Source organism: Prevotella sp. ICM33 (genome assembly GCF_000517825.1).
Classification (GTDB): Bacteria; Bacteroidota; Bacteroidia; order Bacteroidales; family Bacteroidaceae; genus Prevotella; species Prevotella melaninogenica.
Genome location: NZ_JACD01000007.1, coordinates 246,585 through 272,402, shown reverse-complemented (window position 1 = coordinate 272,402; position 25,818 = coordinate 246,585). Strand labels below are relative to the sequence as shown.

General features: G+C 41.7%; 20 protein-coding genes. 11 read left to right on the top strand and 9 right to left on the bottom strand.

Annotated features, from left to right (window positions below):
• Positions 1-51 precede the first annotated feature (51 nt).
• On the top strand, positions 52-747 hold the full coding sequence (locus HMPREF1505_RS02335) for a WbqC family protein (protein WP_081722911.1): 696 nt from the start codon (positions 52-54) through the stop codon (positions 745-747).
• A gap of 279 nt (positions 748-1,026) precedes the next feature.
• Here HMPREF1505_RS02335 and HMPREF1505_RS02330 read toward each other — a convergent pair whose 3' ends face one another.
• Positions 1,027-1,662, bottom strand: a complete 636-nt coding sequence (locus tag HMPREF1505_RS02330) for a DUF4294 domain-containing protein (protein WP_013264107.1) — start codon at positions 1,660-1,662, stop codon at positions 1,027-1,029.
• Between the two features lie 556 nt (positions 1,663-2,218).
• Between HMPREF1505_RS02330 and HMPREF1505_RS02325 the strand changes: the two genes are divergently transcribed.
• Together HMPREF1505_RS02325 and aspA are read left to right on the top strand one after the other, a co-directional pair.
• Complete coding sequence (locus HMPREF1505_RS02325) at positions 2,219-3,424, top strand: porin (RefSeq protein WP_036922000.1); 1,206 nt, start codon at positions 2,219-2,221, stop codon at positions 3,422-3,424.
• A gap of 227 nt (positions 3,425-3,651) precedes the next feature.
• Entirely contained in the window at positions 3,652-5,064 is a 1,413-nt protein-coding gene (aspA, locus tag HMPREF1505_RS02320; protein WP_013264234.1) for an aspartate ammonia-lyase, read from the top strand.
• A gap of 608 nt (positions 5,065-5,672) precedes the next feature.
• Here the strand turns inward: aspA and HMPREF1505_RS02315 are convergent.
• From HMPREF1505_RS02315 to HMPREF1505_RS02300, 4 genes are all read right to left on the bottom strand, one after another.
• Positions 5,673-6,206 (bottom strand): hypothetical protein, encoded by a 534-nt coding sequence (locus tag HMPREF1505_RS02315; protein WP_036921871.1) that lies wholly within the window; start codon positions 6,204-6,206, stop codon positions 5,673-5,675.
• Positions 6,207-6,276: 70 nt separating this feature from the next.
• On the bottom strand, positions 6,277-7,206 hold the full coding sequence (locus tag HMPREF1505_RS02310) for a hypothetical protein (RefSeq protein WP_036921996.1): 930 nt from the start codon (positions 7,204-7,206) through the stop codon (positions 6,277-6,279).
• Positions 7,207-7,306: 100 nt separating this feature from the next.
• Positions 7,307-9,067: a RagB/SusD family nutrient uptake outer membrane protein gene (locus HMPREF1505_RS02305; protein ID WP_036921867.1), complete on the bottom strand. Its 1,761-nt coding sequence runs from the start codon at positions 9,065-9,067 to the stop codon at positions 7,307-7,309.
• Positions 9,068-9,096: 29 nt separating this feature from the next.
• Positions 9,097-12,285: a TonB-dependent receptor gene (locus HMPREF1505_RS02300; protein WP_036921864.1), complete on the bottom strand. Its 3,189-nt coding sequence runs from the start codon at positions 12,283-12,285 to the stop codon at positions 9,097-9,099.
• 359 nt (positions 12,286-12,644) lie between these two features.
• On the opposite strand from HMPREF1505_RS02300, the gene yfcE reads away from it, so the two are divergent.
• Positions 12,645-13,184, top strand: coding sequence for a phosphodiesterase (gene yfcE / locus HMPREF1505_RS02295; protein WP_036921861.1), 540 nt, complete (start codon positions 12,645-12,647; stop codon positions 13,182-13,184).
• An 81-nt stretch (positions 13,185-13,265) separates the two neighbouring features.
• Here the strand turns inward: yfcE and HMPREF1505_RS02290 are convergent, their stop codons facing one another.
• Both HMPREF1505_RS02290 and ruvB read right to left on the bottom strand, forming a co-directional pair.
• The gene (locus HMPREF1505_RS02290; RefSeq protein WP_231480322.1) at positions 13,266-14,258 is read right to left on the bottom strand and encodes an acyltransferase family protein; all 993 of its coding nucleotides are present in this window, start codon (positions 14,256-14,258) and stop codon (positions 13,266-13,268) included.
• 521 nt (positions 14,259-14,779) lie between these two features.
• Positions 14,780-15,814: a Holliday junction branch migration DNA helicase RuvB gene (ruvB, locus tag HMPREF1505_RS02285; protein WP_036921855.1), complete on the bottom strand. Its 1,035-nt coding sequence runs from the start codon at positions 15,812-15,814 to the stop codon at positions 14,780-14,782.
• Positions 15,815-16,075: 261 nt separating this feature from the next.
• On the opposite strand from ruvB, the gene HMPREF1505_RS02280 reads away from it, so the two are divergent.
• Positions 16,076-17,011, top strand: coding sequence for a YitT family protein (locus HMPREF1505_RS02280; protein ID WP_036921853.1), 936 nt, complete (start codon positions 16,076-16,078; stop codon positions 17,009-17,011).
• Between the two features lie 161 nt (positions 17,012-17,172).
• Here HMPREF1505_RS02280 and HMPREF1505_RS02275 read toward each other — a convergent pair whose 3' ends face one another.
• The gene (locus HMPREF1505_RS02275) at positions 17,173-17,787 is read right to left on the bottom strand and encodes a glutathione peroxidase (protein ID WP_036921850.1); all 615 of its coding nucleotides are present in this window, start codon (positions 17,785-17,787) and stop codon (positions 17,173-17,175) included.
• Between the two features lie 158 nt (positions 17,788-17,945).
• Positions 17,946-18,638 carry an NAD-dependent deacylase gene (locus HMPREF1505_RS02270; protein ID WP_036921847.1) on the bottom strand — a complete coding sequence of 231 codons (693 nt, stop codon included), beginning with the start codon at positions 18,636-18,638 and terminating at the stop codon, positions 17,946-17,948.
• A 256-nt stretch (positions 18,639-18,894) separates the two neighbouring features.
• Between HMPREF1505_RS02270 and HMPREF1505_RS02265 the strand changes: the two genes are divergently transcribed.
• The 6 genes from HMPREF1505_RS02265 to HMPREF1505_RS02240 all read left to right on the top strand — a co-directional run bounded on the left by HMPREF1505_RS02265 (position 18,895) and on the right by HMPREF1505_RS02240 (position 25,461).
• Complete coding sequence (locus HMPREF1505_RS02265) at positions 18,895-19,500, top strand: FKBP-type peptidyl-prolyl cis-trans isomerase (protein ID WP_036921844.1); 606 nt, start codon at positions 18,895-18,897, stop codon at positions 19,498-19,500.
• A gap of 91 nt (positions 19,501-19,591) precedes the next feature.
• The gene (locus HMPREF1505_RS02260) at positions 19,592-20,518 is read left to right on the top strand and encodes an FKBP-type peptidyl-prolyl cis-trans isomerase (RefSeq protein WP_036921841.1); all 927 of its coding nucleotides are present in this window, start codon (positions 19,592-19,594) and stop codon (positions 20,516-20,518) included.
• A 317-nt stretch (positions 20,519-20,835) separates the two neighbouring features.
• Positions 20,836-21,837: an FKBP-type peptidyl-prolyl cis-trans isomerase gene (locus tag HMPREF1505_RS02255; RefSeq protein ID WP_036921840.1), complete on the top strand. Its 1,002-nt coding sequence runs from the start codon at positions 20,836-20,838 to the stop codon at positions 21,835-21,837.
• Positions 21,838-22,008: 171 nt separating this feature from the next.
• On the top strand, positions 22,009-22,476 hold the full coding sequence (locus HMPREF1505_RS02250; protein ID WP_013264439.1) for an Lrp/AsnC family transcriptional regulator: 468 nt from the start codon (positions 22,009-22,011) through the stop codon (positions 22,474-22,476).
• 40 nt (positions 22,477-22,516) lie between these two features.
• On the top strand, positions 22,517-24,379 hold the full coding sequence (locus HMPREF1505_RS02245) for a gamma-glutamyl-gamma-aminobutyrate hydrolase family protein (protein ID WP_036921835.1): 1,863 nt from the start codon (positions 22,517-22,519) through the stop codon (positions 24,377-24,379).
• A 65-nt stretch (positions 24,380-24,444) separates the two neighbouring features.
• The gene (locus HMPREF1505_RS02240; RefSeq protein WP_036921831.1) at positions 24,445-25,461 is read left to right on the top strand and encodes a M28 family peptidase; all 1,017 of its coding nucleotides are present in this window, start codon (positions 24,445-24,447) and stop codon (positions 25,459-25,461) included.
• Positions 25,462-25,818 lie beyond the last annotated feature (357 nt).

Here is a 25,818-nt window from a genome sequence, read left to right as displayed (position 1 = left end):
ACATCCCCTCCTTTTTTGTCATCGTTCAATCATCTTATACGTAAAACTGTTATGGCATATTCTGATAATAACAACATATTCAGTTCTAATAATAGCAACATCAGTAACTTGACATCCCCTCCTTCGGAGGGGCTTGGGGAGGTCTTGCTCTCCTCTGCTTACTTTGCGCCTATTCAATGGTATCAGAAACTGAATCGCTATGACAGCTGTCTGATAGAGCAACACGATAACTTTGTTAAGCAGACCTATCGTAATCGTTGTGTAATCGCTTCTGCAAATGGTCCACAAACCCTCTCTATTCCTGTCGAGAAGTTTGAGAGTCTGAAGTGTCCGATGAAGGATGTGCGTATCAGCGACCACGATAACTGGCGTCACCAGCACTGGAACGCATTGCTGTCGTCTTATGGTGAGAGTCCGTTCTTTGAATATTATGAAGACGATATACGTCCATTCTTCGAGCGAAAATGGACGTATCTCTATGATTTCAACTGGGAGATAACGCTGAAAATGTGCGAACTCATCGACATTATGCCTTGTATGCGTCGCACAGATGCCTATCTGATGGATATTCCCGATGGAATCGTTGATTTCAGAGAGATAATCCGTCCGAAGCATCCGGGTGTTGACAGCGACTTCATTTCTCGTCGTTACTATCAAGTTTATCAACAGAAGTTTGGCTTCCTGCCTAACCTTAGTATTCTTGATTTGCTTTTCAACGAGGGTAATGAGAGTGTGTTATACTTATAAGAGATCGTAAATGCAGTGTTTCTTAGGCTGTAATAATCGCCTTTTATCTCTCTTCTCAATTCTTTAAAAGGTATGTTTTGCGAATTATTTCCATGAAAAAAAGAAATTATTTACGTGCAAAGAAATATTTATTTTCATGAAGAAAAATATTTATTTTCATGAAGATAATTCGATAAAGGCGTAGAGTTGTTGTCTTAGAACAGCTCTACGCCTTTTGTTTTTAGCCTTTTCAGTGTTTTATTTTGTACCTTCTTAAAACAAAATAGAGGGGAGCTTGGATTATAACTGTCCAGCCTCAACCTGCAAGACAATGCGCTCTACAAGTCTGTCAGCTCCATTTGGCTCGTAGCGTTTCTTCAAACTACTACCGAAAGCCCAAGCAAAGGCTTGATAGAAACCTGCTCGCACAGGACCGAGGAAAGCCTGTACCAGTTCGTAGGAAGTCGAATTACACTCTCGGTCGATAAGCTTGATAAGCAACTTACCTTGGGTGAATGTTAGCTTCTTCATACGTGGCTTATAGGTGTTCCAAATCTCTTTCTCCACCTTCTTCATGTGTTCGTCACGCTCTTTCTTAGTAGGAATAGTCTCAAGATAAGCACCCGTTTCCAGAATAATCTGGTTACACTCCTTGGCGATTGGAAGTACCTTTTTGATGTTATAAACCAATCGATAGTAGGCTGTTTCCTGCGATTTATTCTTGAATTCAAGCGGTGGAAAGACGTAAACCTTGCTCGTTCTGACATATTGAATGCTGTCAGCGCCTACCTTTGCCTTACCGATGTGAACCATAGGCACAAACGTCGGAGAGTCCATATCTACCACACGATCCTCGGGGTTGATATGGTCTTGCGCTGTTGCAGCTGTAGAAAGCAATAGTAGCGTTCCAAGTGTGAAAAGCAATCGTTTACTCATAACTGATTCATAATACAACTTCTCGTTGGGTACAGTTTATTTTCTGCAAAAGTAGCGATTATTTCTGAAGTGTGTTAGGAATTTAATAATAATTTGTCATTTACCCTCATTAATTGTCTTTATATATTGATTTTAGTCCCGATAAAGGCAACTACTCCATGACTATCTTTGGGTTATGAGATAGGATAGAAAACTATACTTTTTGTCGTATTTATAGGACTTATCCTATGCTTTTACATATCAAAATGTCAGCTTTATATCATCTTGATTTCATATACTCCTTTCTTTAGCTTGCTTTATGACGCTAAAGAAAGTTAAACGCCTTATATTTATGTAGGGTATTTGTAAAAGCTATCAATATTTTTTCTACTTTTGTGAAGCAAACCATAGCGCAGAACACAACACTTACGGAAGCGGTTTATTACGCCCGTTATAGCTGGTTTACTTCGGTTTAACCTGTAACGTGAAGTTTCAGGAGTGTGACTACATTCTGTGTCAGTTTATTTTATCGTCAGAGTTTATCCTTAAAAAAGAACGAAATAAAACATATATCATGATGAAGAAGACACTACTATTTAGCTGCCTACTTGCACTTTCTTTGGGTGTACAGGCGCAAGATAACCATGGATATGGGGTAGACGACAGTCAGTTTAAGTCACTTGCAGAAGAGGTGGCACACTTAAAGAAAAGCAACGATATGTTTAATGTCTACATCAACTATGCTGCTAATGCGCAGGTAGTATCGGATGCAGATCACCAGTGGAGTACAGGTTTCACGAATAAGCACCTCCGTTTAGAAATCAAAGGTAATCTAACCGATAAGCTCTACTATCGTTTGTGTCATCGTCTGAACAATACAACAGAGGCGAGAAGTGAGGATAATCTTGCTAAGGCAACCGATATTATGATGATTGGTTATAAGTTCTCTGATAAGTTTCGCCTTGAAGCTGGAAAGGTATGTCAGAGTCTTGGCGGTTTTGAAGTGGATGAGAACCCTGTCTATATCTATCAGTTCTCTGATATGACGGGCTCTATGGATTGTTATATGGCAGGTGTTACAGCCGTATATAAGCCTGTTCCGTCACAAGAGTTTGTACTTGGTATTACCAATTCTCACAACGAAAAGTTCAGTGAGGTATATGGTAATAATGCCGTATCCATCGAGGGTGACGGTACATATAGTAGACTGTTGGAGAAGCCACGTAACCCACTTGCCTACTGTTTGAACTGGAATGGAAGTTTTCTGAACGATAGATTGCATACGCGTTGGTCATGGGGAATACAAGGAGAGGCGAAACATAAGTATAGTCGTATTCTCATCTTGGGACAGAAACTACAGTTAGACAGACTGCAATGTTACTTTGATTACATGGCTCAAAACGATGGAATCGACCGTTTGGGCATAGCGACAAACGAATTGGGGAGTTCATTCTCTGGATATACTGGTAATGTGTGGATGAGTGATATACATTATAATTCATTTATAACAAAGCTCAATTGGCAGTTTGTTCCACGTTGGAATCTGATGTTGAAGGGTATGTATGAGACGGCAAGTGTCACAAAGATTGACCGTTTTAAGGACTTCCGTAAAAGCTATGGCTATGTAGGTAGTGTGGAGTATTATCCTATTAAGGGGCAGGACCTGCGTATCTTCTTAGCCTATGTAGGTAGGAAAGTTACTTATAAAGAGGGTGTTGGCTTGGATAAGTATAATACCAATCGCATCGAGTTGGGCTTTAAGTACAGAATCAAAGCTTATTAAAAGTAGGAAAAGAAAAGGATAGGAAAGATACTGAGAGGCGTAGGAAGGGTTGGAACTCTTCACGAAAAGAAGTAAGTATACGCACTATAAGTCGGATAGAAAAGTCAGATAATTGTCGTAGAAACTTCATGAATCAGTGTTTTGAAACATCCTAATAAATAAAGAAAATAAATCATTCTCTTCTCGTTAGTGAAAGAGATCAACGCTAACTTTATCAAAATAGAATCATGGAAGAAAAGAAATTTCGTGTAGAAAGCGACCTCTTAGGTGAGCTTCAAGTTCCAGAAGAGGCTTATTATGGTGTGCAGACACAGCGTGCCATCAACAACTATCACATTTCACGCAAACGTATGTGTGATTATCCAGACTATGTTGTTGCGATTGCTTACGTCAAATTGGCTGCTGTAGAAACCAACCGTCAGCTCGGTGAAATCAGTGATGAAGTGGCTGATGCGATGGCACAAGCATGCCGTGAGCTTATTGATGGTAAGATGCACGAGAACTTTGTGACCGATATGGTACAAGGAGGTGCGGGCACATCTGTCAACATGAATGCCAATGAGGTGATTGCCAATCGTGCTTGTGAGATTATGGGTCACAAGAAAGGTGAGTTCCAGTACTGCTCTCCTAACGATCATGCTAACTGCGGTCAGTCAACGAATGATGTTTATCCAACTACCATTCGTCTGACACTTATCCTACTGAATAAGAAACTTGTGGCTTCTTTGAGCGAACTCATTGCTGCTTTCCGTAGAAAGGGTGAGGAGTTTAAGCACGTTATTAAGATGGGTCGTACACAGCTTCAAGATGCTGTCCCTATGACAAGTGGACAGGAGTTTAATGCCTTTGCCAATACGTTGGAAGAAGAGATTGCCAACCTTAATCGTAATGCTGCTCTCTTGCATGAAATCAATATGGGTGGTACTGCTATCGGAACGGGTCTGAACGCTGCTCCTGGCTTCCCAAAGATTTGTGCTGAAAAGCTAAGCGAATTGACTGGTATGGACTTTATTGCAGGTGCCGACCTTGTTGAGGCTACACCTGATACAGGTGCTTATGTAAGCTATTCAAGTGCTTTGAAGCGCTTAGCTGTTAAACTTTCTAAGATTTGTAACGACCTTCGTCTGTTGGCTTCTGGTCCTCGTTGCGGTTTGAATGAAATTAATCTTCCACCGATGGCACCGGGTTCAAGTATCATGCCTGGTAAGGTGAACCCTGTTATTCCAGAGGTAACAAACCAGACTTGTTTCAAGGTTATCGGTAATGATACAACTGTTATGATTGCTGCTGAGGCTGGACAGTTGCAGCTGAATGTAATGGAGCCAATCATTACAGAATGTCTTATTGAGGACCTTACTTGGTTACCAAATGCTATGGATACGCTGCGTGAGAAGTGTATTGACGGTATTACGGTGAATAAGGACCGCTGTCTTGAAATGGTGAAACACTCTATCGGTATTGTTACAGCACTCAACCCATACATCGGATATAAGAATAGCACGAAGATTGCTAAGGAAGCTCTTGCAACAGGTGGCTCTGTTTATGACCTTGTACTTGAACATAAGTTGCTCTCTAAGGAGAAACTTGATGCTATCTTGTCACCAGAGCATATGCTTGCACCAGAGGCAAGAATAAAGTAAAAAAGCTTTTTATGTTCGTGTTGATAAGCAGTAAAAAGCTGCTTTTCGCATACTAACTATAATGAAGATGCTGTATCCACACGTTGGATATGGCATCTTTCTTTTTATGGTGGCTGTAGAAGTTGTCTAATATCCCACTGACAAGATGTTCTCTACAGTCTAAAACTACTGCGTTCTATTCTCCCTTTTCCTTTAATAGATATGTTTTGTCAATTCTTTCATACTGAAAAAAGAAGTAGACGTGGAGAATCCTATTTTTTATGAGCCTTCATTGTGGAGCTTAATCATGTTGTGTTTGTCCGAATTTTTCACATATCGAATTTTAAAAGACCACCAAATGGCTTGCAATTAACGTCCTTTTGGCTTGCTAAAGATGCCCTTTTGAGGTCTAACTAACGCCCTTTTGAAGCCTTATTAGGCACCTTTTAAAATCCACCTTTGCAACTATTTGATAACAAGTAACTTACGAAGGTGTTAAAACAAGCCGTTTTTAAGCCATTTTTCTACCTCTTCTTAGAATATTTTGTCAATATATTTCTTTCCTTTTTTGTGTAAGTTTCAGACGGAGTCAGAGATTACGGAGGTTTTATTCTACCATGATAGGAATATCAAATATCATTTGAGTTCTTGTAACTCTTGACATACTTCCCTTTCTCAAAGTAATGGAAAATTGCGTAGTTCAGTTCCTTATCTGTATGTCCAGTCAAAGGTGAATAGAAAAGATCAAGGTATTTTGCCCTCCATTTAGTCGGGAACTGCTTTGTATCAATCATCAGCATAGGGAACGTAGTATGCTTTTGTTTGAATATGTCATCATATATATTCGATATGACAAGGATGTTAATTCCCTTGTCTTTGCATTGAGATACTAAGGCTGCAGGCGACACACAATAGGTAGAATGACAGAAAGGAGTATAATTATATAGCAATACTTTATCGTGTGTTTCGATATATTGTTTTACCTGATTAAGGCTGACTTTGTATACTTTTGAGAAGTCATGAATATCGTCAATGTTTTCTTCAAGTGTTATAACTCTCTTCTTTTGTGCATCCGATAGATGAGAATAGCCAGAAGTTAAGCCTGAAATCTGGCATGATGAGAGTCCCAAGAGTATTAAGGCTGATAGAAAAAAATGTTTCATAAGGTAGATTTAATCATTCAATAAAATGTGCTACAAAGATAAGGATAAATCATAAGATTATGCAGAAAACCTACCTAACAAGTTCTTTTAATACCACTTCTTGTTCTCTATAAAAGCTTTTTTCGTCGGCTTCTGATACAGGGTTAATCTCCTCTAAACTTGCTGCAAGGTTCTGCATCTCCCATGTAATGGAATAGCCTAACTGCTTTCGCATGGCAATACATTTATCTAATTCGTAACGAGCGCGGGCTTTGTCTTTTCTAAAGAGTAAACCAGCAAGGGTGAAGCGCATACGTTGTCGGAACTTTTCCTCTCGTTGTGCGGATATAGCTTTACAGAGAAGTGCAATCTTGTAGCGTTCGTCATCAAGGAGTTCTGATAGTTCGTGATATAGATAGGACTGTCGGTGGCTCTTGATAAGATGGGTATAAATATTGATTGCCTTATCTTTTTTGCCCATAATCCGATAGACCATCGCTTTGTAACGTTGGTTATGCATATTGTAAGGACTATGCTTCAGCGCTTCTGCCAATATTGGTGCAGCCTTTAAAGCCATGTCAACAGTAGGCTTACTTTCCACTTCCTTAAATACTTTTCCTACGATACGCATTCCTATTGAGGGAATAGGATGACCGTTGCCTTGCTCCATTGTCCAGTCTTCATCTGTCAGACGGGTGATATCCCATTGTGAGATGAAGTCGAGCATAGAGAATCCTGGATGATGATCGAAGACCAATAATGAGGCACGCATTAAGGCACTCTGTCCCTTAAGGTCCTTGTCGTCCATCGTCGGATAGAGTCTTAGCAAACTCTTGAATATCTTATATGCCTCTTCTAACTGGCGTTGTTGATAGCGAAGTTTCATCATGTCTACACCTACCCAGAACATAGCTATGGTCGTGTAGTGTCCCTTGTGTACAGCATACATCGGTAGAATGGCAGCGTATGCCTCCTCCGTACGTCCCTGCTTGCGCAGCATAAAGATGTCTCTTATCTCCATCTTTCCAAAATTAAAGAAAGCAGACGCCAAAGCCGAAACAACAGGTTCGTCTTTTAGCGTCTGCTTTTTATTTAATAATTTTCCTTTTCAACCTCAGTTATTACTGATTTGTGACCGTCAAACTTCCAGATGTATCAGGGTTTGGTTTACAAGCCACATTGTTATGTGTCTCGTATTCAAGGATGAAGAAGTTCATCCATGGGCATACATAACCTTCCTTAGAATTGATTTGTGCAGATGGTTCATAATTGGTATTGTCCTTTCTGCGAATCTGAAGCGCAAGTCGTTTATAGTCGAAGTACGTGATTCCCTCGCCCCAGAACTCTATGCGTTTCTGTACCATCAGTTCTTTTATGAAGTCCTCCATAGTGGTGACATTATTTGCCTGATAAGAGTTATCGGTGTAACGATAAGTGTTCATAAAGTTTTTCAGAGCCGTGACACCTGCTGCAACACCATCAAGGTGGGCTGTAGCTTCAATGTCGATAAATACCATTTCTTCCATGCGCATCAAAGGAAGACTGATGAATTGTCCCTCTTGAGTATCAGTGATATTACCCTTTGCAGGACGGAACTTGATGTTAGCATAGGCTGGCAACTGTTTCCAGGCTTCCTCATCTAAGAGGGAAAGTCTCTCCTTCTTAGTGCCAATGGTGATAGAGTCATATTTCTCGTAACCCTCATGTGTACCTGCAGCGGTCGGATCAATCCATGAATAATGGCGCCAGTCACCTTCTGGCATCTTGTCATAGAGCGCACTACCAATCATACGAGTAGCACCGTATGCGCCAGCAAGTCCCCAAGTAGTTTCTGATGACATGGTGCTGGTGAAGGTATAGTAGATATAGCTAATTTGCTCACGTGTGGTATAGCCTAACTTCCACATCCATGCTTGGTTTTCCTTGTTAAAGCCGTCTTGTGTGCTATGCCACTGTGCTTCGGTAACAGGACTGTAACCACTGGCAGCCTTACGAGCATAGGTACGTGCCTTCTCATAGCACTCACGAGCTGTGGTTATACCTAACTTATCATACTCAATGCTTGCAGAGTCTTCTGCTGCTATGGCTGCATTAAGGTCTGCACTGCTCTGATCAAAACGACTTGCCATATCCATCCAAAGGCGTGCCTTGAGTCCATAGACTACACTAAGGTTAGGCAAGTTCTTGTCGGGACGTGTATAATTAGCCAGATACTCCTCGGCATGGTTGAGGTCAGTAAGGATGAAGCGATACATCTTATAGAACGGAGCACGTGGATTGTGGCGTTGCATTTCTTTCGTTGTCTTTTCGGTAACGATAGGAACTGTGAGCCCCCATATCCCATTTTTTGTCGCCTTATCATCCAAACTTGCAATGCCAGTCTTCTTGAATTCGAACTGACGAGCTATGTCAAGATAAGCCATTGCACGATAAGCCAGAGCTATACCTAAGTAGTTTTTAGAGGTTGGTGAGGCTGTGGCAGGATCTACTACACTTGTTACGTTGTTACAGGTAGCAATGAAATCGTAGTAAAAACGATAGGTGTAATAAGCCTTGAAACGGGTGTTGACACCGCTTTCCACTGTCGTCCAATAGCTATAGTTACTACTATAAACAGGGAAATCACTTCCTAAGACATCCCTATAGTGCATCTGACAAGGATAACCCCAGTCGTTGAGAGGGTCACCAGAGCCCCAAGAGTCAAAGGTTATCATATAAGAAAGGATACCATTGATGAGTCCTTCTTGTGAAGAAGGCATCTTTCTTACTTGGTCAGAAGTTAATACCTCTGACGGTTCAATGCTATCGATACAAGAAGTAAAGCCAAAGGTAATAGCAACGATAGCCAACGTTATGATGTGATTTGATATTAAGCGTTTCATAATGACGTACGATTAATGTAAGAAGATGGTTAGAATGTTAGTTTAATACCACCAGAGATGGTTCTCGTTGGGCTATAGATGGATGTACTACTACCTCCTGAGAAGGAACCACGTGGGTCGAATCCCTTACGCTTACTCCAAAAGTATACGTTGTCAGCAGCCACATATATGCGTACATTCTCCAATCCAATCTTGCTTACCCATAGCTTAGGTAGGGTGTAGCCAAGGTTGATATTCTGTAAGCTTAGATAGCTACCGCTGATGAGGAAACGGTCGCATTGAGCACTGACACTTGGATCGTCATATTGCCAACGAGGTATATTACTGGTCGGATTACTTGCTGACCAAGAGTTGAGAACGTCTTTATGGATAGTTGTTCCTCCTAAGGTGCCACTTGGTGGACCCATAAAACCTGCGTAACCACCGTCGTATGAAAGTCCTCCTAACGAATAAGCGAAGGAGATTGAGAAGTCGAAACCATACGCATTCAGCGTTGTTCCAAAGCCACCATAGAGGTCTGGGTGTGGACTTCCGCATGAGTAATAGCCCGCATTACCATATACATCTGTCGTTTTAAGGGTTCCGTCAGGGTCAGTGTAGTACCACATAGCCTTTCCTTCATTAGAAACACCAGCATAACGAGGCATATACCACTCGTAAATAGGGAGTCCCTCGGCATAGAGTCTATCACCACTACTATAGCCAGGGTGCCCATCTACAACGAGATCAGCTTTGAGGACGTCAGCGAGTTTGATGATTTCATTCTTGTAAGTAGTTGCATTCACGTTGACATCCCATGAGATATTTTTAGTTTTTAAGACAGTAGCAGAGAGATCAACCTCCACACCCTTGTTCGTCATATCACCGATATTGTCGTACGTTCCTTTGTAACCAGCCGAGTAAGGAGCAAAGACAAAGCAGAGCATGTCAGTTGTTTTCTTATAGAAATACTCAATACTACCGCGCAAACGGCTATTGAACAATTCAAAATCGAAGCCTGCATTGAAGTTGTTATTGGTCTCCCAAGTAATATTAGGGTTGCCCTTTTCAGAGAGAACTAATCCAACCTTATTGTTCGTGTTTACGATACTATACGTATCAAGATAGTGGAAATCACCAATATTATCATTACCTTGCTGACCGAAAGAAGCCTTTAGTTTCAACATGTTCAACCATTTGAAAGGCTTCATGAAAGGCTCTTTCGTAATAGTCCAAGCACCACCAAAGGAGTAGAAGTTACCCCAACGATGATTAGGATCAAAGCGACTGGAAGCGTCACGACGGAAAGAAAGACTTCCAAAGTACTTCTGATCGTAGTCGTATTGCCCACGGAAGAAGAAGCCTTCAGACTCATATTCGCTATTACCAGACTCTCCTGTGTTATCCATCTTTATTGCTCCAGCAAGCGTTTGGTTGGTAAAGTAGGATGCCATACCAAGTTTTGTACCCCACAAGCTTTCGTAGTTGTAGCGATAGAACTCATGACCAAGGAGCAATTCCATGTGATGATGACCAAAGTCATGGTTGTAATTCACGAGTTGTTGGAAGTTATAAGAGAAGGTCTGATCACTTGTTCTGGTCACAACACCCGTTGGATAAGTCGTATGACTGTATCCATAGAAAGGCTGTTTCGTCTCAGTTGCACGTGAGTTGTTAACGGTCACCGTACCATTAAGGGTAATCTTCAATCCCTCAAGAGGCATGATATTCGCATAACCATAGAGCGAATACATATTAACTTTCGAACTATTCGTATTCAACGCATTCTCTTGTAATGGGTTGATGTTAGGTAACGTAGGACGTCTTAGTCCAATAACAGCACCATTACCATAGTCATACATCTGTCCATTCTCATCTGTCATGATGTTCCCTTGCTCATCACGAATGAAGGCAGGATAGATAGGCGCGACATTATTCAACTGATAGAAAAGACCATTATCATCCGATGGTATCACATGGTATTTAGCCCGAGAGAAGTTCATGTTCGTACCCACCTTCAACCATTTGCGTGCTTCATAGTCCGCTTTGGCACGAACGGTAATACGTTCAAAGTCCGAATGATATGCCACACCTTCATTGTTTAAGTAACCCAAAGAAAGGTAGTATTGCATCTTATCGCTACCTCCAGTCAGGTTTACATCATACTCTTTGCGTAATCCGTTACGAAAGGCAAGACTCTTCCAATCGTCTGGTAAGATAGTATAACGTTTACCATTATGCTCAATAACACGTCCTAAAGTGGCATGTGGATTCATATGACCATCTTCCCCAATGAGCTGTTCTCCGTTTGGAACAGTAAATATTGGATATCCCAATCCACCCGCTGCACCAGGTGCAACGAGTTGTTTGTTAGCCTCAATAGTAGCTTGAGCAGGGGTCAATCCGAGTCCTTTCAGTTGATAATTATACAATGCATTATAGTAAACCTCATAGTATTTAACAGGATCATCGATAGTCTCATAGTAGCGTTTAATACGACTATTCGTACCCCATCTCATATCAACAGAAATATGCGCATTGCCAACTTGTGCATGTTTTGTTGTCACCATGATAACACCATTGGCTCCTCGTGCTCCATAGAGTGCGGTAGAAGACGCATCTTTCAAGACGGTTACAGATGCCACATCGGCAGGGTTAAGATTGTTCCAACCGCCATCGTAAGGCGCACCATCTACTATAATCAGAGGGCTTTGTCCTGCGCTAATACTACTAAAGCCACGTACACGGATAGAAGGGGTTGAACCAGGTTCTCCGCTGTTGTCTATAATCTGAACACCAGCAGCCTCACCTTTCAAACTACTCATTACGTTATTGACCTGCTTATGTTCAATCTTTTTAGAGTCAACAATGGCAGCAGAGCCTGTAAAAGCCGAACGCTTTTGTTCACCGAAGGCAGTTACAACTACCTCGTCCAACGCTGAGTTGTCGTTAATCATCGTAATCTTCATTGTCGGTTTGGCAGGACCAGTGAAGGTTTTCATACCGACATAAGATACTTCCAACTTAGCACCAGGCTTGATATTGGCGAGTGTAAACTTACCGTCCATGTCTGTTGCTGTAATCAGTTTGCTGTCACCGACTACCTGAACCGTTGCACCGATAATCGTTTCACCTGTTTCGTCGACAACAACACCCGAAGTAGTGAATACTTGTTGGGCAAAGCTGACGATTGCCGACAGCATAAATAAGGTAGAAAATAAGAGTCTTTTCGTATTCATAAGGCAGGTCTTTATGTTATTTTCAAGTAAGGTTGTATGTAATAGATAATTATGTCGCAAATATAACTAAAAGTTTCAAACAATCAAATAAAATCGTGGAAATAATTAAGAAAAATAACATTTGATGTCTTTTAGGCTTGTAAGTGTTATTCTTACAAGGAAACTATTAAGAGCGGATGTCATCTTTTTACATGGTTAATAGGAGTTTGTTTCCATTGAAATATATTTTCTTTTTTAGGCTAATCTGTTCGATAATAAAACAAAATATGTTGAGGCTCTAATGAGCGATTTGGGTTAAATTAAAGGTTATATGAGAAAATAACATTACCTTTGCCATAGAAACAAACAATCAAGGTGATATGAAATATCTATTGGTATCAGATATCCACGGATGTCTGCCAGCACTGGAGAAGGTGCTACAATTCTATGATCGCGAGCGTTGTGACATGCTTTGCATACTTGGAGACATACTTAATTATGGTCCACGTAACTCTATCCCAGAGGGAATAGATGCTAAGGGGATAGTGGAAGCACTAAATAAACGTGCTAATAACATCGTGGCAGTACGTGGAAACTGTGATGCAGAAGTTGATCAGATGCTACTTGATTTCCCTATGATGTCCGACTATTTGATGTTGGTTGATGAGGGACGAAAGATTTTCCTAACACATGGACATATCTATAACAAATCCACAATGCCAAAAGGTCATTTCGATGCGATTGTCTATGGGCATACACATCTTTGGGAACTCACCCAGCAGGAGGGTACGCTTGTTTGTAATCTCGGCTCTATCACTTTCCCAAAAGGTGGGAATGTGGCTACCTTCATGACCTATGAGCATGGTGTCTTCACAGCTTATACGCTTGACGGAACACCGCTAAAGCAGGAAAGAATTTAGGGAAAACTTATTAGCCTAATTAGCCTTATTGGACTAATAGGGCCAATTAGCTTAATAAACAATAACTATCTAATCCCCTCCTTATATCAGCCCTTTCTTTCCAAAGAATAGCTTTGAGATGCCCGTGACATCCATCAACCATGTTATGCCAAACGAGCCTGCAATGGCAAATACCACACTGACCACAAGGAAGAACATTCCCGTCGGCTCCACACGAAGCAGCAACGGCTGATAGAATTTGGCAAGAATTGTGAAGATAGGAGAGAAGAGTAAGAGGGGTAAAGTGTTACGCCCGATAAAGAGAAAGAGGTCGCGCAGAGGTTGAGGAATCCCTAACTGATAGATCCACAACAGCGAACCGATAACTAAAAACACCAAACATGCACCTGCAAAAGATGCCTTATCGTAATGGGTTGGGTCGATGCACCATACTACTAAAAGTCCTAATGTCCACCAACGTGCAGGGAAAGCTTGACGGAAATTGCCCACTGCTTGACGTATGATAGCACCTACAAGGAAGTAGGCTGCATTGGCTATTGAGAGAAATTCGCAGCCGTAAGAGATTAACCAAAGGAACAGAGCAAGAAGTGTAAATCTACCTAACAGCACTTGATTTTCCAAACTTATTATTTTGATAGGCAGCAGTGGTTTCTCTTGTTTCAATACTGATGAAAAACGTCCTTTAGGTTTTTTGAATGCGATATAATAGAAGATACCGCAAATCATCAAGGTATGTAAGTACCAATAAGGACCCATCGGATGAAGGAAGATATGGTCAATCAGTACTCCTGCGGTTAGATGATCAATATGTTCACGGATAGGGAGTAGCGAAGCCATTAAGGTGTATCCGCTTTCCATCACTGCGTAAGGGATGAAAATCCAAAGCATAGTTTTCCCCAAAGCAGCCCACGACTTATTCACATTAAACAGATAACCCGACACTAACAGGAAGCCTGGCATGTGGAAAGTATAGACCAACTTTTTAGCAACAGGGTAGGTGTCGCCAATATAAGTAAGGTGGAAAGCAATCATCAGCGTGATGAAGACGAACTTGAGAAAGTCCAGTTCTTCCATCCTTGCCTTAGGTTTATGCATTTGAATAATCATGGCGACAAAGTTAGGAAATTAGTAGGACACTTCAAAAAGATGTAGTTGTAAAAGAATAATTAGCCTCTTAAATTTCGAGATTTGATAGGTGTTAGCAATTTATTATCATCCTCTGACAAAGAAAACTTCTTCATTTAATACTTCGAAAATCTACAGATAAAGGTTTGAAAAATCATTACATAAATCCGAGAAAAACACCTACAAATAATGATAAAAACACGTTTAAAAGATGAGTTTGTAATAGGCAGTAAATCAGTTGGTTATAAAACTGCATAAGTAAAGATGCTTAATTGGACTCCAAAAGGGCGTTAGTAAGGGTCTTAAAGGGCGTCTTTTGCAAGTCAATTAGGCGTCTTTAAGAAGCCAAAAGAGCATGTATTGTTTTTGAACTGCACGAAAATAGTTTACAAATATCAGTGCATAAAGGAACGAATAAAAGAAAAACTCCATTGCATTGTTCATAGTGAACGTTTGCAATGGAGTCTCTTTTAATCGAATAATCCCGGTTGTAGAGGATTGTCTTGATATGCATTTCGTCCGAGATGGTCGTAGGCAAGCTGTGTTGCTACACGTCCACGAGGGGTTCGTTTGATGAAACCTTCCATAATAAGGAAAGGTTCGTAAACCTCTTCTACCGTACCAGAATCCTCACCGATAGCGGTGGCAATGGTTGAAACACCTACTGGACCGCCACGGAACTTATCGATAATGGTGAGTAGAATCTTGTTATCTATCTCGTCCAAACCATATTTGTCAATGTTCAACGATTGTAGTGACATCGTAGCGATTTCGGGTGTGATAGTACCATTACCCTTCACCTGTGCGAAGTCGCGTACACGGCGGAGTAGGGCGTTACAGATACGTGGCGTACCACGTGAGCGACGCGCTATTTCATTCGCAGCTTCGTCCACGATAGGCACTTTTAATAGGGCAGCTGAACGCTTGATAATACGCTTTAAAGTCTCTGGATCATAATATTCCAAATGGAGATTAATACCAAAGCGAGCACGGAGAGGAGCTGTGAGCAGTCCGCTTCGTGTCGTTGCACCAACGAGTGTGAATGGGTTGAGATCAATCTGGATAGAACGTGCAGACGGTCCCTTATCAATCATAATGTCAATACGATAGTCCTCCATCGCAGAGTAAAGATACTCCTCTACGACAGGAGAAAGGCGGTGTATCTCGTCAATAAACAAGACGTCGTTAGGCTCTAAAGAGGTGAGGATACCCGCAAGGTCGCCCGGTTTGTCGAGTACCGGACCAGAGGTAATCTTGAAACCGACGCCCAATTCGTTAGCGATAATATTGCTCAACGTCGTCTTACCCAATCCCGGAGGACCGTGCAAGAGGGTGTGGTCGAGTGGTTCGCCACGGAACTTAGCGGCTTCAACAAAGACGCTGAGGTTTTCGACCACCTTCGACTGTCCGCTGAAATCATTAAATTTCAGAGGGCGCAGAGCGTTTTCGAAATCCTTCTCAACCGAGTTCAGCCTTTCTTCATGTATGTCAAAATCTTCTGGCATATTGCTAATTTTCTGCAAAAAGATGCAAGTGGAAGAGTGTGTAGATAATGTCTTTGCACATGGTTAATATATCCGTCAAATGCATTCTTTTATGGATATATGTGTTGTGCTTCCCTATGAATTGCCGTCTACGACTCTTCTTCTACACCCTCAGGGTATATATTATTTTCTGCAAAGGTACTCTATTTTTTCTGTGCAAGTGCTTTGTTTCGGAAAATTTATCTAAATTTGTAGCGTCATTTCACTCATATCCTTAAATGTATGATTAACAAGATTAATAAGAAGGTCCTTTATCGGGAAATCTTAGACTATGTAATGATAGCCGTAGGTATGCTGTCCTACGCTATCGGTTGGATGGTTTTTCTACTACCTAATCACATCGGTAATGGTGGCGTAGCAGGTCTTGCTTCCATTTTGAATTGGGGTCAAGGAATCCCTGTTGCTAACACTTATTTTATCCTAAACGCAATTCTATTAGCCATTGCACTGAAGGTTTTAGGCTTAAAGTTCTGTATCCGCACTATCTATGGCGTTGTGATGCTGACGGTTATCACAAAGATTATGGGTACTGTCTTTCCTCATCCGGGACTCTTACATGGGCAACCTTTTATGGCAGCAATCATCGGTGCATCGTTTTGTGGTGTTGGTTTAGCTTTTGGACTCTCCTATAATGGTAGCTCTGGTGGCTCGGATATCGTCGCAGCGATAGTCAATAAATATCGTGATATTTCTCTTGGGCGTGTTATCTTATTAGTGGATATGACCATCGTAACGGGAAGTTACCTTGTTCTTCGTAGTTGGGAGCAGGTTATCTATGGTTATGTAAACTTGATTATCACCTCTTTTGTACTCGACCAAGTTATCAACTCCAGTCGTCGTTCGGTGCAGTTCCTTATCATTTCGGAGCGTTATAAGGAGATTTGTGATATGATATCGCAAGACCAACCCCATCGTACCAGTACGATAATCGATGCAAAGGGCTATTATACGGGTAGCGATATAAAGATTGTTATCGTAGTAACTCGCCAACGTGAAGCGTCATATGTCTATCGTATGATTGATGATATCGACCCAGATGCCTTCGTAACACAGAGTCAGGTAATGGGTGTCTTTGGTAAGGGATTTGATAAGTTTAAGGTGAAGAAGAAGTCACCTAATAAGAATAAGCCGAAGGCTACTAATCTGCCTAAGCAGTAAAGAGAACAAAGCCGGCTGACACGTGGTTGCGTGTTAGCTGGCTTTGCTTTGTGGGGATTGGGCTTATTAGCCTTGTAAGGCCTATTAGCCCAATAGGGCTTATTGCTTTATTAGCCTTATAAGGCTTATTAGCCCAATAAGGCTAATTGCTCTCTTAGCTTTTACTTCATCTTTAGTGCCGCCTTGATACCAGCCTCAACGTCTTTCATATCAGCTGTTGGCTCAAAGCGATCGATGACGTGTCCCTGTCTGTCAATGAGGAACTTTGTGAAGTTCCATTTGATACTTGGATCTTTAGCGTAGTCTGGGTTCTCTGCGCGGAACTTCTCATCGAGGAACTTACCGATGTTATTATTCATGTCAAAGCCCTTGAATGGCTGTTGAGCCTTTAGGTAAGTGTAAAGCGGTGATTCGTTACGACCATTGACATTAATCTTTGCAAACTGTGGGAAAGTCGTACCATAGTTGCCTGTACAGAAAGTGTGAATATCATGGAAAGAGCCTGGAGCCTGTGCGCCAAACTGATTACAAGGGAAGTCAAGGATGACAAGCCCTTGGTTCTTATAGGTTTCATAGATTTTTTGTAATGCCTCATACTGTGGTGTAAATCCACATTTTGTCGCTGTATTAACGATGAGCAGAACCTTACCCTTATAGTCCTTCAATTTGACGGTATGCTCGTTTCCGTCCTTTACACTAAACTTGTAAACATTCTTCTGAGCCATGATTGGCAATGTCATGAGGGCTAAGAAGAGGAGTGAAAATAGTTTCTTCATTTGTTTCTTTATTGATATATGCTTTCGTTTTTGCCCCTATGAGAATTTAGGGAATGAAAACTTGGTTGTTTATATGTTCTCTGTTTATTATGAATAGGATTTTATTTCTGTGTGGGAATGCGATGTAATCAGTTCCTTATGATGCTATAATCAGCTTTTTACAATAGCTTAATCAACTCTTTCATACCTTCGCTTGCACCCTTTTTTATATGCGTTAATCGTCCAGAAGCATGTGCGGGCGTATCGTCTGGGTCAATCAGATAGATAGGAGTTCCTGGTCGGGTGTATTGCACAAGACCCGCAGCAGGGTAAACAACCAGCGATGTTCCGATGATAACAAGGATGTCTGCTTGTGCCACAACTTCTGCAGCTGGTTCAATCATTGGGACTGATTCACCGAAAAAGACAATGAAAGGACGCAATAGACTACCGTCTTCAGCCAATACTCCAGGGGCTACTTCGCAGTTGTCTTTAGGTAGTTCCTGTATGTATCGGCTGTCGTAAGGAGTCTTACTTGAGCATACCTTTGTCAGTTCTCCATGTAGATGGATAACCTTTAAAGACCCTGCTTTCTCGTGAAGGTCGTCAACATTTTGCGTAATCACCGTCACATCATAGTCTTTTTCAAGTTCCTTGATAAGGCGATGACCCTCGTTAGGCTTGGCTGCATAGAGCTTTTTGCGTAGATTGTTGTAGAAGTTGTTGACGAGTGTGGGGTTGGCTACCCAGCCTTCGTGCGTTGCTACCTGTTCTACAGGATAATCCTCCCATAATCCATCATTGCCGCGAAAGGTCTTGAAGCCACTCTCTACGGACATTCCAGCACCTGTTAAGAATACGATTTTCTTCATACGTCTGTCTTTTATGAGTTGAGGCTTGAAGGAGATAGACGAGGTTATAGGCATTAATTTCAAAACACTTGCAAATAGAATTTTGGACAAATGAAGTACTAATAATCTACTTCTTGTTTTTTGTCGATACCTTTAACTTGCACAGTAATCCTCCATTCTCTTTGACAAATTTAGTAATTTTAATCCGATTAATGCAAAACTATACCTTAAAAATAGTATCTTTGCACATTAATTATTAATAATATTAAGAACGATAATGGACAAATTAAGCTATGCACTGGGAATCGGTATCGGTTCACAGCTCGCAGGAATGGGCGCAAAGGAACTGAATATTGACGACTTCGCACAGGCTATCAAGGATGTTATTTCAGGTTCAGAACTGAAAGTTGACAATGCAGAAGCACAGACTCTCGTACAAAACTTCTTCCAAGAGCAGGAGGCTAAGCAGCAGGCTGCAGCCGCTGAGGCTGGTAAGGCAGCAAAGGCTGCTGGTGAGGCTTTCCTTGCTGAGAACGGTAAGAAGGATGGTGTTGTAACCTTACCATCTGGTTTGCAGTATCAGGTGTTGAAAGAAGGTAACGGTAAGAAGCCTTCAGCTACAGACCAAGTAGTATGTCATTATGAGGGAACACTGATTGATGGTACTGTTTTTGACAGTTCTTATCAGCGTAACCAGCCAGCTACTTTCGGCTTGAATCAGGTTATCCCAGGTTGGACGGAGGGTGTTCAGCTTATGCAAGAAGGTGCTAAGTATCGCTTCTTCATCCCTTATAAGCTTGCATATGGTGAGCGTGGTGCTGGTGCACAGATACCTCCATTCGCTACTCTTGTCTTCGACGTAGAGTTGATTGAGGTAAAGTAAGAAAGGTGTGTAGGCGATAATAGACTGCAATATATACGTCCATCATCTCCTACTCTAATAATATTGCTTAAGAAACTAAACAATTAAAATAATGAAGAAAATTTATTTTTTAGCCGCTATGGCTATCGCAGCTGCAGGCTTCACAGCTTGTGGTAACTCAGCTCCAAAGGAGGATTTGAAGTCTGATGTTGACTCTTTGAGCTATGCTTTCGGTATTGATCAGGGTCAGAGTGTTAAGCAGTATCTCCAGCAGATGCAGATTGATACAGCTTACATCGATGAGTTTATCAAGGGTATGAACGATGGTGCACAGAATGCTGATGATAAGAAGCGTGCTGCTTACAATGCTGGTATCGGCGTAGGTATGCAGATGAACATGATTATCAAGAATCAGATCAACCGTCAGATCTTTGGTGAAGATTCTACAAAGTCTGTTTCTTTGGCTAACTTCCTCGCTGGTTTCGCAGCAAGTGCAAAGGGTCATGGTCAGAAGATGACTGTAGAGCAGGCTCGTGAGGTTGAGCAGAAGACTTCAAAGACTATTCAGATGAAGGCCGCTGAGAAGACTTATGGCGCTAACAAGAAGAAGAGTGATGCCTACATGGCTGCCAATGCTAAGAAGCCAGGAGTGAAGACTATCGGTCAGGGTGTACAGGTTAAGGAACTCAAGGCTGGCTCTGGTGCTACACCAAAGGCTTCTGATGTTGTTAAGATTAACTATGTTGGTAAGACTATTGATGGTAAGGTTTTCGATCAGCGTGATGGTGCAACAATGCCTGTAGGTGGTGTTATCCCAGGTTTCACAGAGGCTTTGACAAAGATGCCTGTTGGTGCTAAGTGGGAGATTACAATTCCTTATACAGCTGGTTACGGTGCTGAGCAGCCAAGTCCAGACCTCAAGCCATTCTCAACACTTATCTTTACTGTTGAGTTACTCGGTATCGAGAAGGCTCCAGAGGGTCAGCCAGGTATGCCTCAGGGTATGTCAGGTATGCCACAGGGTAAGCCAGGTATGTAATCAACTAAAGCTTGATAATGGTTCGATGAGTCTTCCTTTCTTATATGGAAGAGCATCAGCTGTAATCCATTTTCACGATGATGACGAATTATTTTCATGAAAGAAAATATTTATTGTCGTGAAAATAAATATTTATTCTCATGAAAGTAATTCTTTATTTTCATGAGAATAATTCAGTAATGATACTCTTGTTTTATAGGAAAGGAAGACACATACATACTTCTTAAAGTTTAGTAATATACTTCATAAAGCTTTGTAATCATCGAATCTACATCCTTTTAATATAGAAAAACCTGTTCTTTAAAAACGACAAAACAATGAAGAAACTTTTAATGCTGGCTCTGCTCGTTGCAGCAGGTTCAGTCTTTAATACTGCAAGTGCGCAGAGTAAGAAGAAAGGAAAGCAGAATGCGAAGTGTTCTGTAGAATGTAAAGATGGCGCAGTAGTACTGACTTCACCTTCTGATACATTGAGCTATGCTGCAGGTATGTCTATGACACGTGGTTTGGACGACTATCTTGCAAATCAGTTTGGTGTTACTCCAGCACAGATGCCAGACTTCCTGCGTGGCTTGCGTCAGGGTATTGCTAATCGCAAAGACTCTGCTTTTGCTGCTTATGTAGCCGGATTGCTCATCAGTTCACAGGTAGACAAGACCATGTTGCCTAATATTGCATCTAAGTTCGAAGGCACATCGGCTCCAATTAACCCAGATTTGCTTTATAAGGGCTTTGTTGCAGCTTTGGCAAAGGATTCTACTGTCCTCAAGCAGGCTACTGCTGAGCAAATCTTCGAGAAGAAAGAAGTAGAGTTAAAAGCACAGAAAGATGCTGAGATGAAGGCTAAGAACGAGGCTTACTTGGCTGAGAACAAGAAGAAGGAGGGTGTTGTAACATTAGCTGATGGTCTTCAGTATCGTATCATTAAGAAGGGTGATGGAGCTATTCCAACAGCAGCTGACCGCGTTCAGGTTATCTATGAGGGTAAGACCATTGATGGAAAGGTTTTCGATGCAACTTCACGTCATGGCGTAGAGTTCGATACCTTCAATGTTGGTGGACTCATCAAGGGTTGGACAGAGGCGTTGCAGATGATGCCAGTAGGCTCAAAGTGGGAGATTGTTATCCCACAAAACCTTGCCTATGGTGAGCGTGGAGCAGGTCGTGACATCGGTCCTTTCTCAACCCTTATCTTCACTCTTGAGTTGAAAGGCATTGAGGCTGCACCTGAAAAGGAGTCAAAGACAATTGATGCTGCAAAGCTCGTTCCAGCCAAGAAGGCTCCTGCTCAGAAGGCAAAGAAGAATGTAAAAAAGTAAGATAAAAGCAGTGAAATACTGTTCTCTTGCTTAAAATAAAAACAAAATGCGCCCAAGTGGCGCATTTTTTATGTCATTTTGTTGTCTGTTCCATAATTATTCCCTACTTTTGCTCGTCATCAATTAAAGTTTTAGAAACATAGAATTAATAAATAATATCAACCGTAGAACATGGAAAAAGTAGATCGTTTGGACAAGAAAATATTGGGTATCCTCTCACAGAATGCTCGTATGCCTTTTAAAGATGTTGCTGCCCAGTGTGGCGTTTCACGTGCTGCTATTCACCAGCGCGTACAACATCTCATAGAGAATGGAGTCATAACAGGTAGTGGTTTCGACGTTAATCCTAAGAGTTTAGGCTATACAACCTGCACCTATGTGGGACTAAACCTCGAGCGTGGCTCTATGTATAAGAAGGTTGTTGAACGTATCAGTGCTATTCCAGAGGTGGTTGAATGTCATTTTACAACAGGTCCTTATACAATGCTTGTGAAGCTTTATGCAAAAGACAACGAGCAGTTGATGGACCTTCTTAACAATCAGTTGCAAGGTATCTCAGGTGTCGTATCAACCGAAACACTTATTTCTCTTGAGCAAAGTATCAAACGTGAGATACCTATAGCAGAAGAATTGCTCTAAAGAAGTCAACGACAAACCAATCTTTTAAAAAAGAATAAGAATGCAATACGATCTTCAGTCACATCTCGATAAGGTGTATTCAACTTTCCCTGAAGCAAAGCGTAAGCCTATAATTGGTATCACTACCAATTATATGAATGGTGATGCGGCGTTAAGGAATGTCTATTATAAGCAGGTGGTAGCCGCGGGCGGAGTCCCAATGCTTATTCCTCCTGTGGCTGATAAGGATGTGCTTATTAATACCCTCGACCATCTTGACGGTCTTCTCCTTACAGGTGGTGCTGATATCAATCCTCTGTGGCTTGGCGAGGAGCCTTCTCCCAAACTTCATAATATCAATGCTGAGCGTGATTTACCCGAACTGATGCTTATCCGTTTGGCGTTTAATCGTCAGTTGCCTATCCTTGGTATCTGCCGTGGAGCGCAAGCCCTTGCTGTCGCTTTAGGTGGAAAGATACAGCAAGACATCTATGATGAATATATAAGAGAGGAGGAAACGGTTGAAAAGAAACTGAGTAAAGACAAAACGGTAACAACCTATCGTGCTGCTACATTAAAGCATTCACAGGACGCTGAACGCTGTGAAGCTACGCATAGCGTGACCCTTAACAAGTCATCTGTCCTCTATGCGCTCTATAAGGAAGAGCATCTTATGGTCAATAGCTTCCACCATCAGGCAGTGAAAGATGTTGGAAAGCACTTCCGTGTGACGGCACTTTCGCCTGATGGAGTGATTGAAGCTATTGAGAGTAGCGAGTTCAAGCCTATCATGGGAGTGCAATGGCATCCCGAATGGATGGGTGAAGAGGGAGGAAAAATCTTCCAGTGGCTGGTTGGACAGTCTAATAACTTCTACCTTGCTAAGCAACTTCATCAGCGCATCTTGACGCTTGATACACACTGTGATACGCCTATGTTCTTCCCACAAGGCGTCAACTTCAATCAGCGTGACTCACGTATTCTCTACGATCTCCATAAGATGACGGAGGGAAGGCAGGATGCTGTGACGATGGCTGCTTACCTTCCACAACCGAAGATAGGCGAGTCTTTCTCGTCAAAGATTGATGTAGAAGGGTTGAAACGCTATAATCCTCACCTCGTTGAGACATTGAATCATCTCTCGCCAGCCGTCTATGCCAACCTTATTTTCGACAAAATAGAGGAAATTGTTAAGCAGAATCAACGCTATATTAGTATTGCTCGTACACCTTCCGACCTTTACGAAGATAAGCGCAAGGGACGTAAAAGCATCATGTTTGCTATAGAGAACGGTCTTGCTTTGGAGCATAAACTTGAGAATGTAAAGCACTTTGCACAGCGTGGTGTGACCTATATAACCCTTTGTCACAATGGTGATAACGATATTTGCGACTCTGCACGAGGTTGCAACACCCACGGAGGAGTAAGTAAGTTTGGCGAAGAGGTCATCAAGGAGATGAACCGTAATGGTATTATGGTCGACTTAAGCCACGGCGGAGAGAAGAGTTTTTATGATGCGTTGGAGATTAGTACGATGCCAATCGTATGTAGTCATTCTAATAGCAAAGTACTCTGTGACGTTCCTCGCAACCTTACCGATGATCAGATGCGAGCATTGGCAAAGAAGGGTGGTGTGGCGCATATCACAATGTACCAAGGCTTCTTGAAGAAGGGTAGTGAAGCAACAGTGATGGATGCAATAGCCCATCTTGAGCATGCTATCAACATTATGGGTATCGACCATGTAGGTATTGGAACCGACTTTGATGGTGACGGAACTGTACGCGGTATGGCTGATGCGAGCGAAATGATAAACTTCACCCTTCATCTTTTGCGTCGTAAATATAGCGAAAGAGATATTGAAAAGATATGGGGAGGCAACTGGCTGCGTGTAATGGCGCAGGTACAGAGCGTTAGAAAATAAGTAGAAAGAAGGTTTCTTACCAACTCTTTAGGATAGAGTGGGAGAGAATAAGAAAACAATCAACAATGAAGACGAATATAAAAATCATTTTCGGCTGCCTCTTGGCAGTGTCCCTCGCAACCGTAGCATACGGCTGTAAGGGGAAAGCAAGCAACAGTGATAATGGTGCTGACACAGTAGCTACAGCAAAACCGGTCGGTCCTTCGTTTAATGCCGACTCTGCATACGCCTTTACAGCAGCACAGTGTGACTTCGGACCACGTGTGATGAACTCTGCAGCACATGATAAGTGTGGCAAGTGGATAGTAGAGAAATTCAAGGAGTATGGCTGTGATGTACAGGAGCAGAAAGCCGATCTAAAAGCCTATGACGGTACGGTCTTGAAGTCAACTAATATCATTGCACGTTTTAATCCAGAAGCAAAGAAGCGTATCTTAATCTGTGCTCACTGGGATAGTCGTCCTTGGGCAGACAATGATTCAGACTCTACTAACCACAAGAAGCCTGTTATGGCTGCGAATGATGGTGCCAGTGGAGTGGCAGTAATGCTTGAGTTAGCACGTCAGTTGCAGGCTGATAAGAAGTTAAAAGTAGGTGTTGACTTCGTATGCTTTGATGCTGAAGACTGGGGAATACCACGTTGGGAAACTCGATATCAAGACGATGGCGACTCTTGGGCATTAGGTGCACAATACTATGCAAAGAACTTCCCAACGGCTGTTAAGCCTGAGTTCGGTATTCTTCTCGATATGGTAGGAGGCGAAGGTGCCCAGTTCTATCGTGAAGGAATGTCTGTTCAGTTTGCTTCTGATGTCGTAAACCGTGTGTGGGAGGCTGCAAAGGGAGCAGGTTTCGGCTCTTACTTCCCTGATGCTGTTGGTGGCATGGTTACCGACGATCATGTTCCAGTGAACCAGTTTGCAGGTATTCCTACTATTGATATCATTCCTTACTATCCTGATTGTCAGCAAAGCTCTTTCGGCCCAACATGGCATACAGTCAATGACACTATGGAACATATCGATAAGAATACGTTGTTAGCAGTTGGTCAGACCGTCATACAGGTATTGTATACGCTCTAAAATATAAAGTCTCATATAAAGAGGATGTGTCCAAAATAGATACATCCTCTTTTTTGTTTTTGTTCCTTTTTGACGCTCTGACCATGATATAAAAAAATAGTAAGCATACTATACCGCACAAAGTGTTTTTATTTTATAACTTCAAAAGTATGGATAAGGTTTTGAAAAATAATTACATAATTTCAAGTAAAACATCTATAAACAACGAAAATAACACGAATAAGAAGCGGGTTTATAACTAACAGGAAATCAGTTTGTTATAAAGGGGTAATTTAAAAGGTGCTTAATTGGACTTCAAAAGGGCGTTAGTAACGTTGCTAAAGGGCACCTTTTGCAAGCCAATTGGGCGTCTTTAAG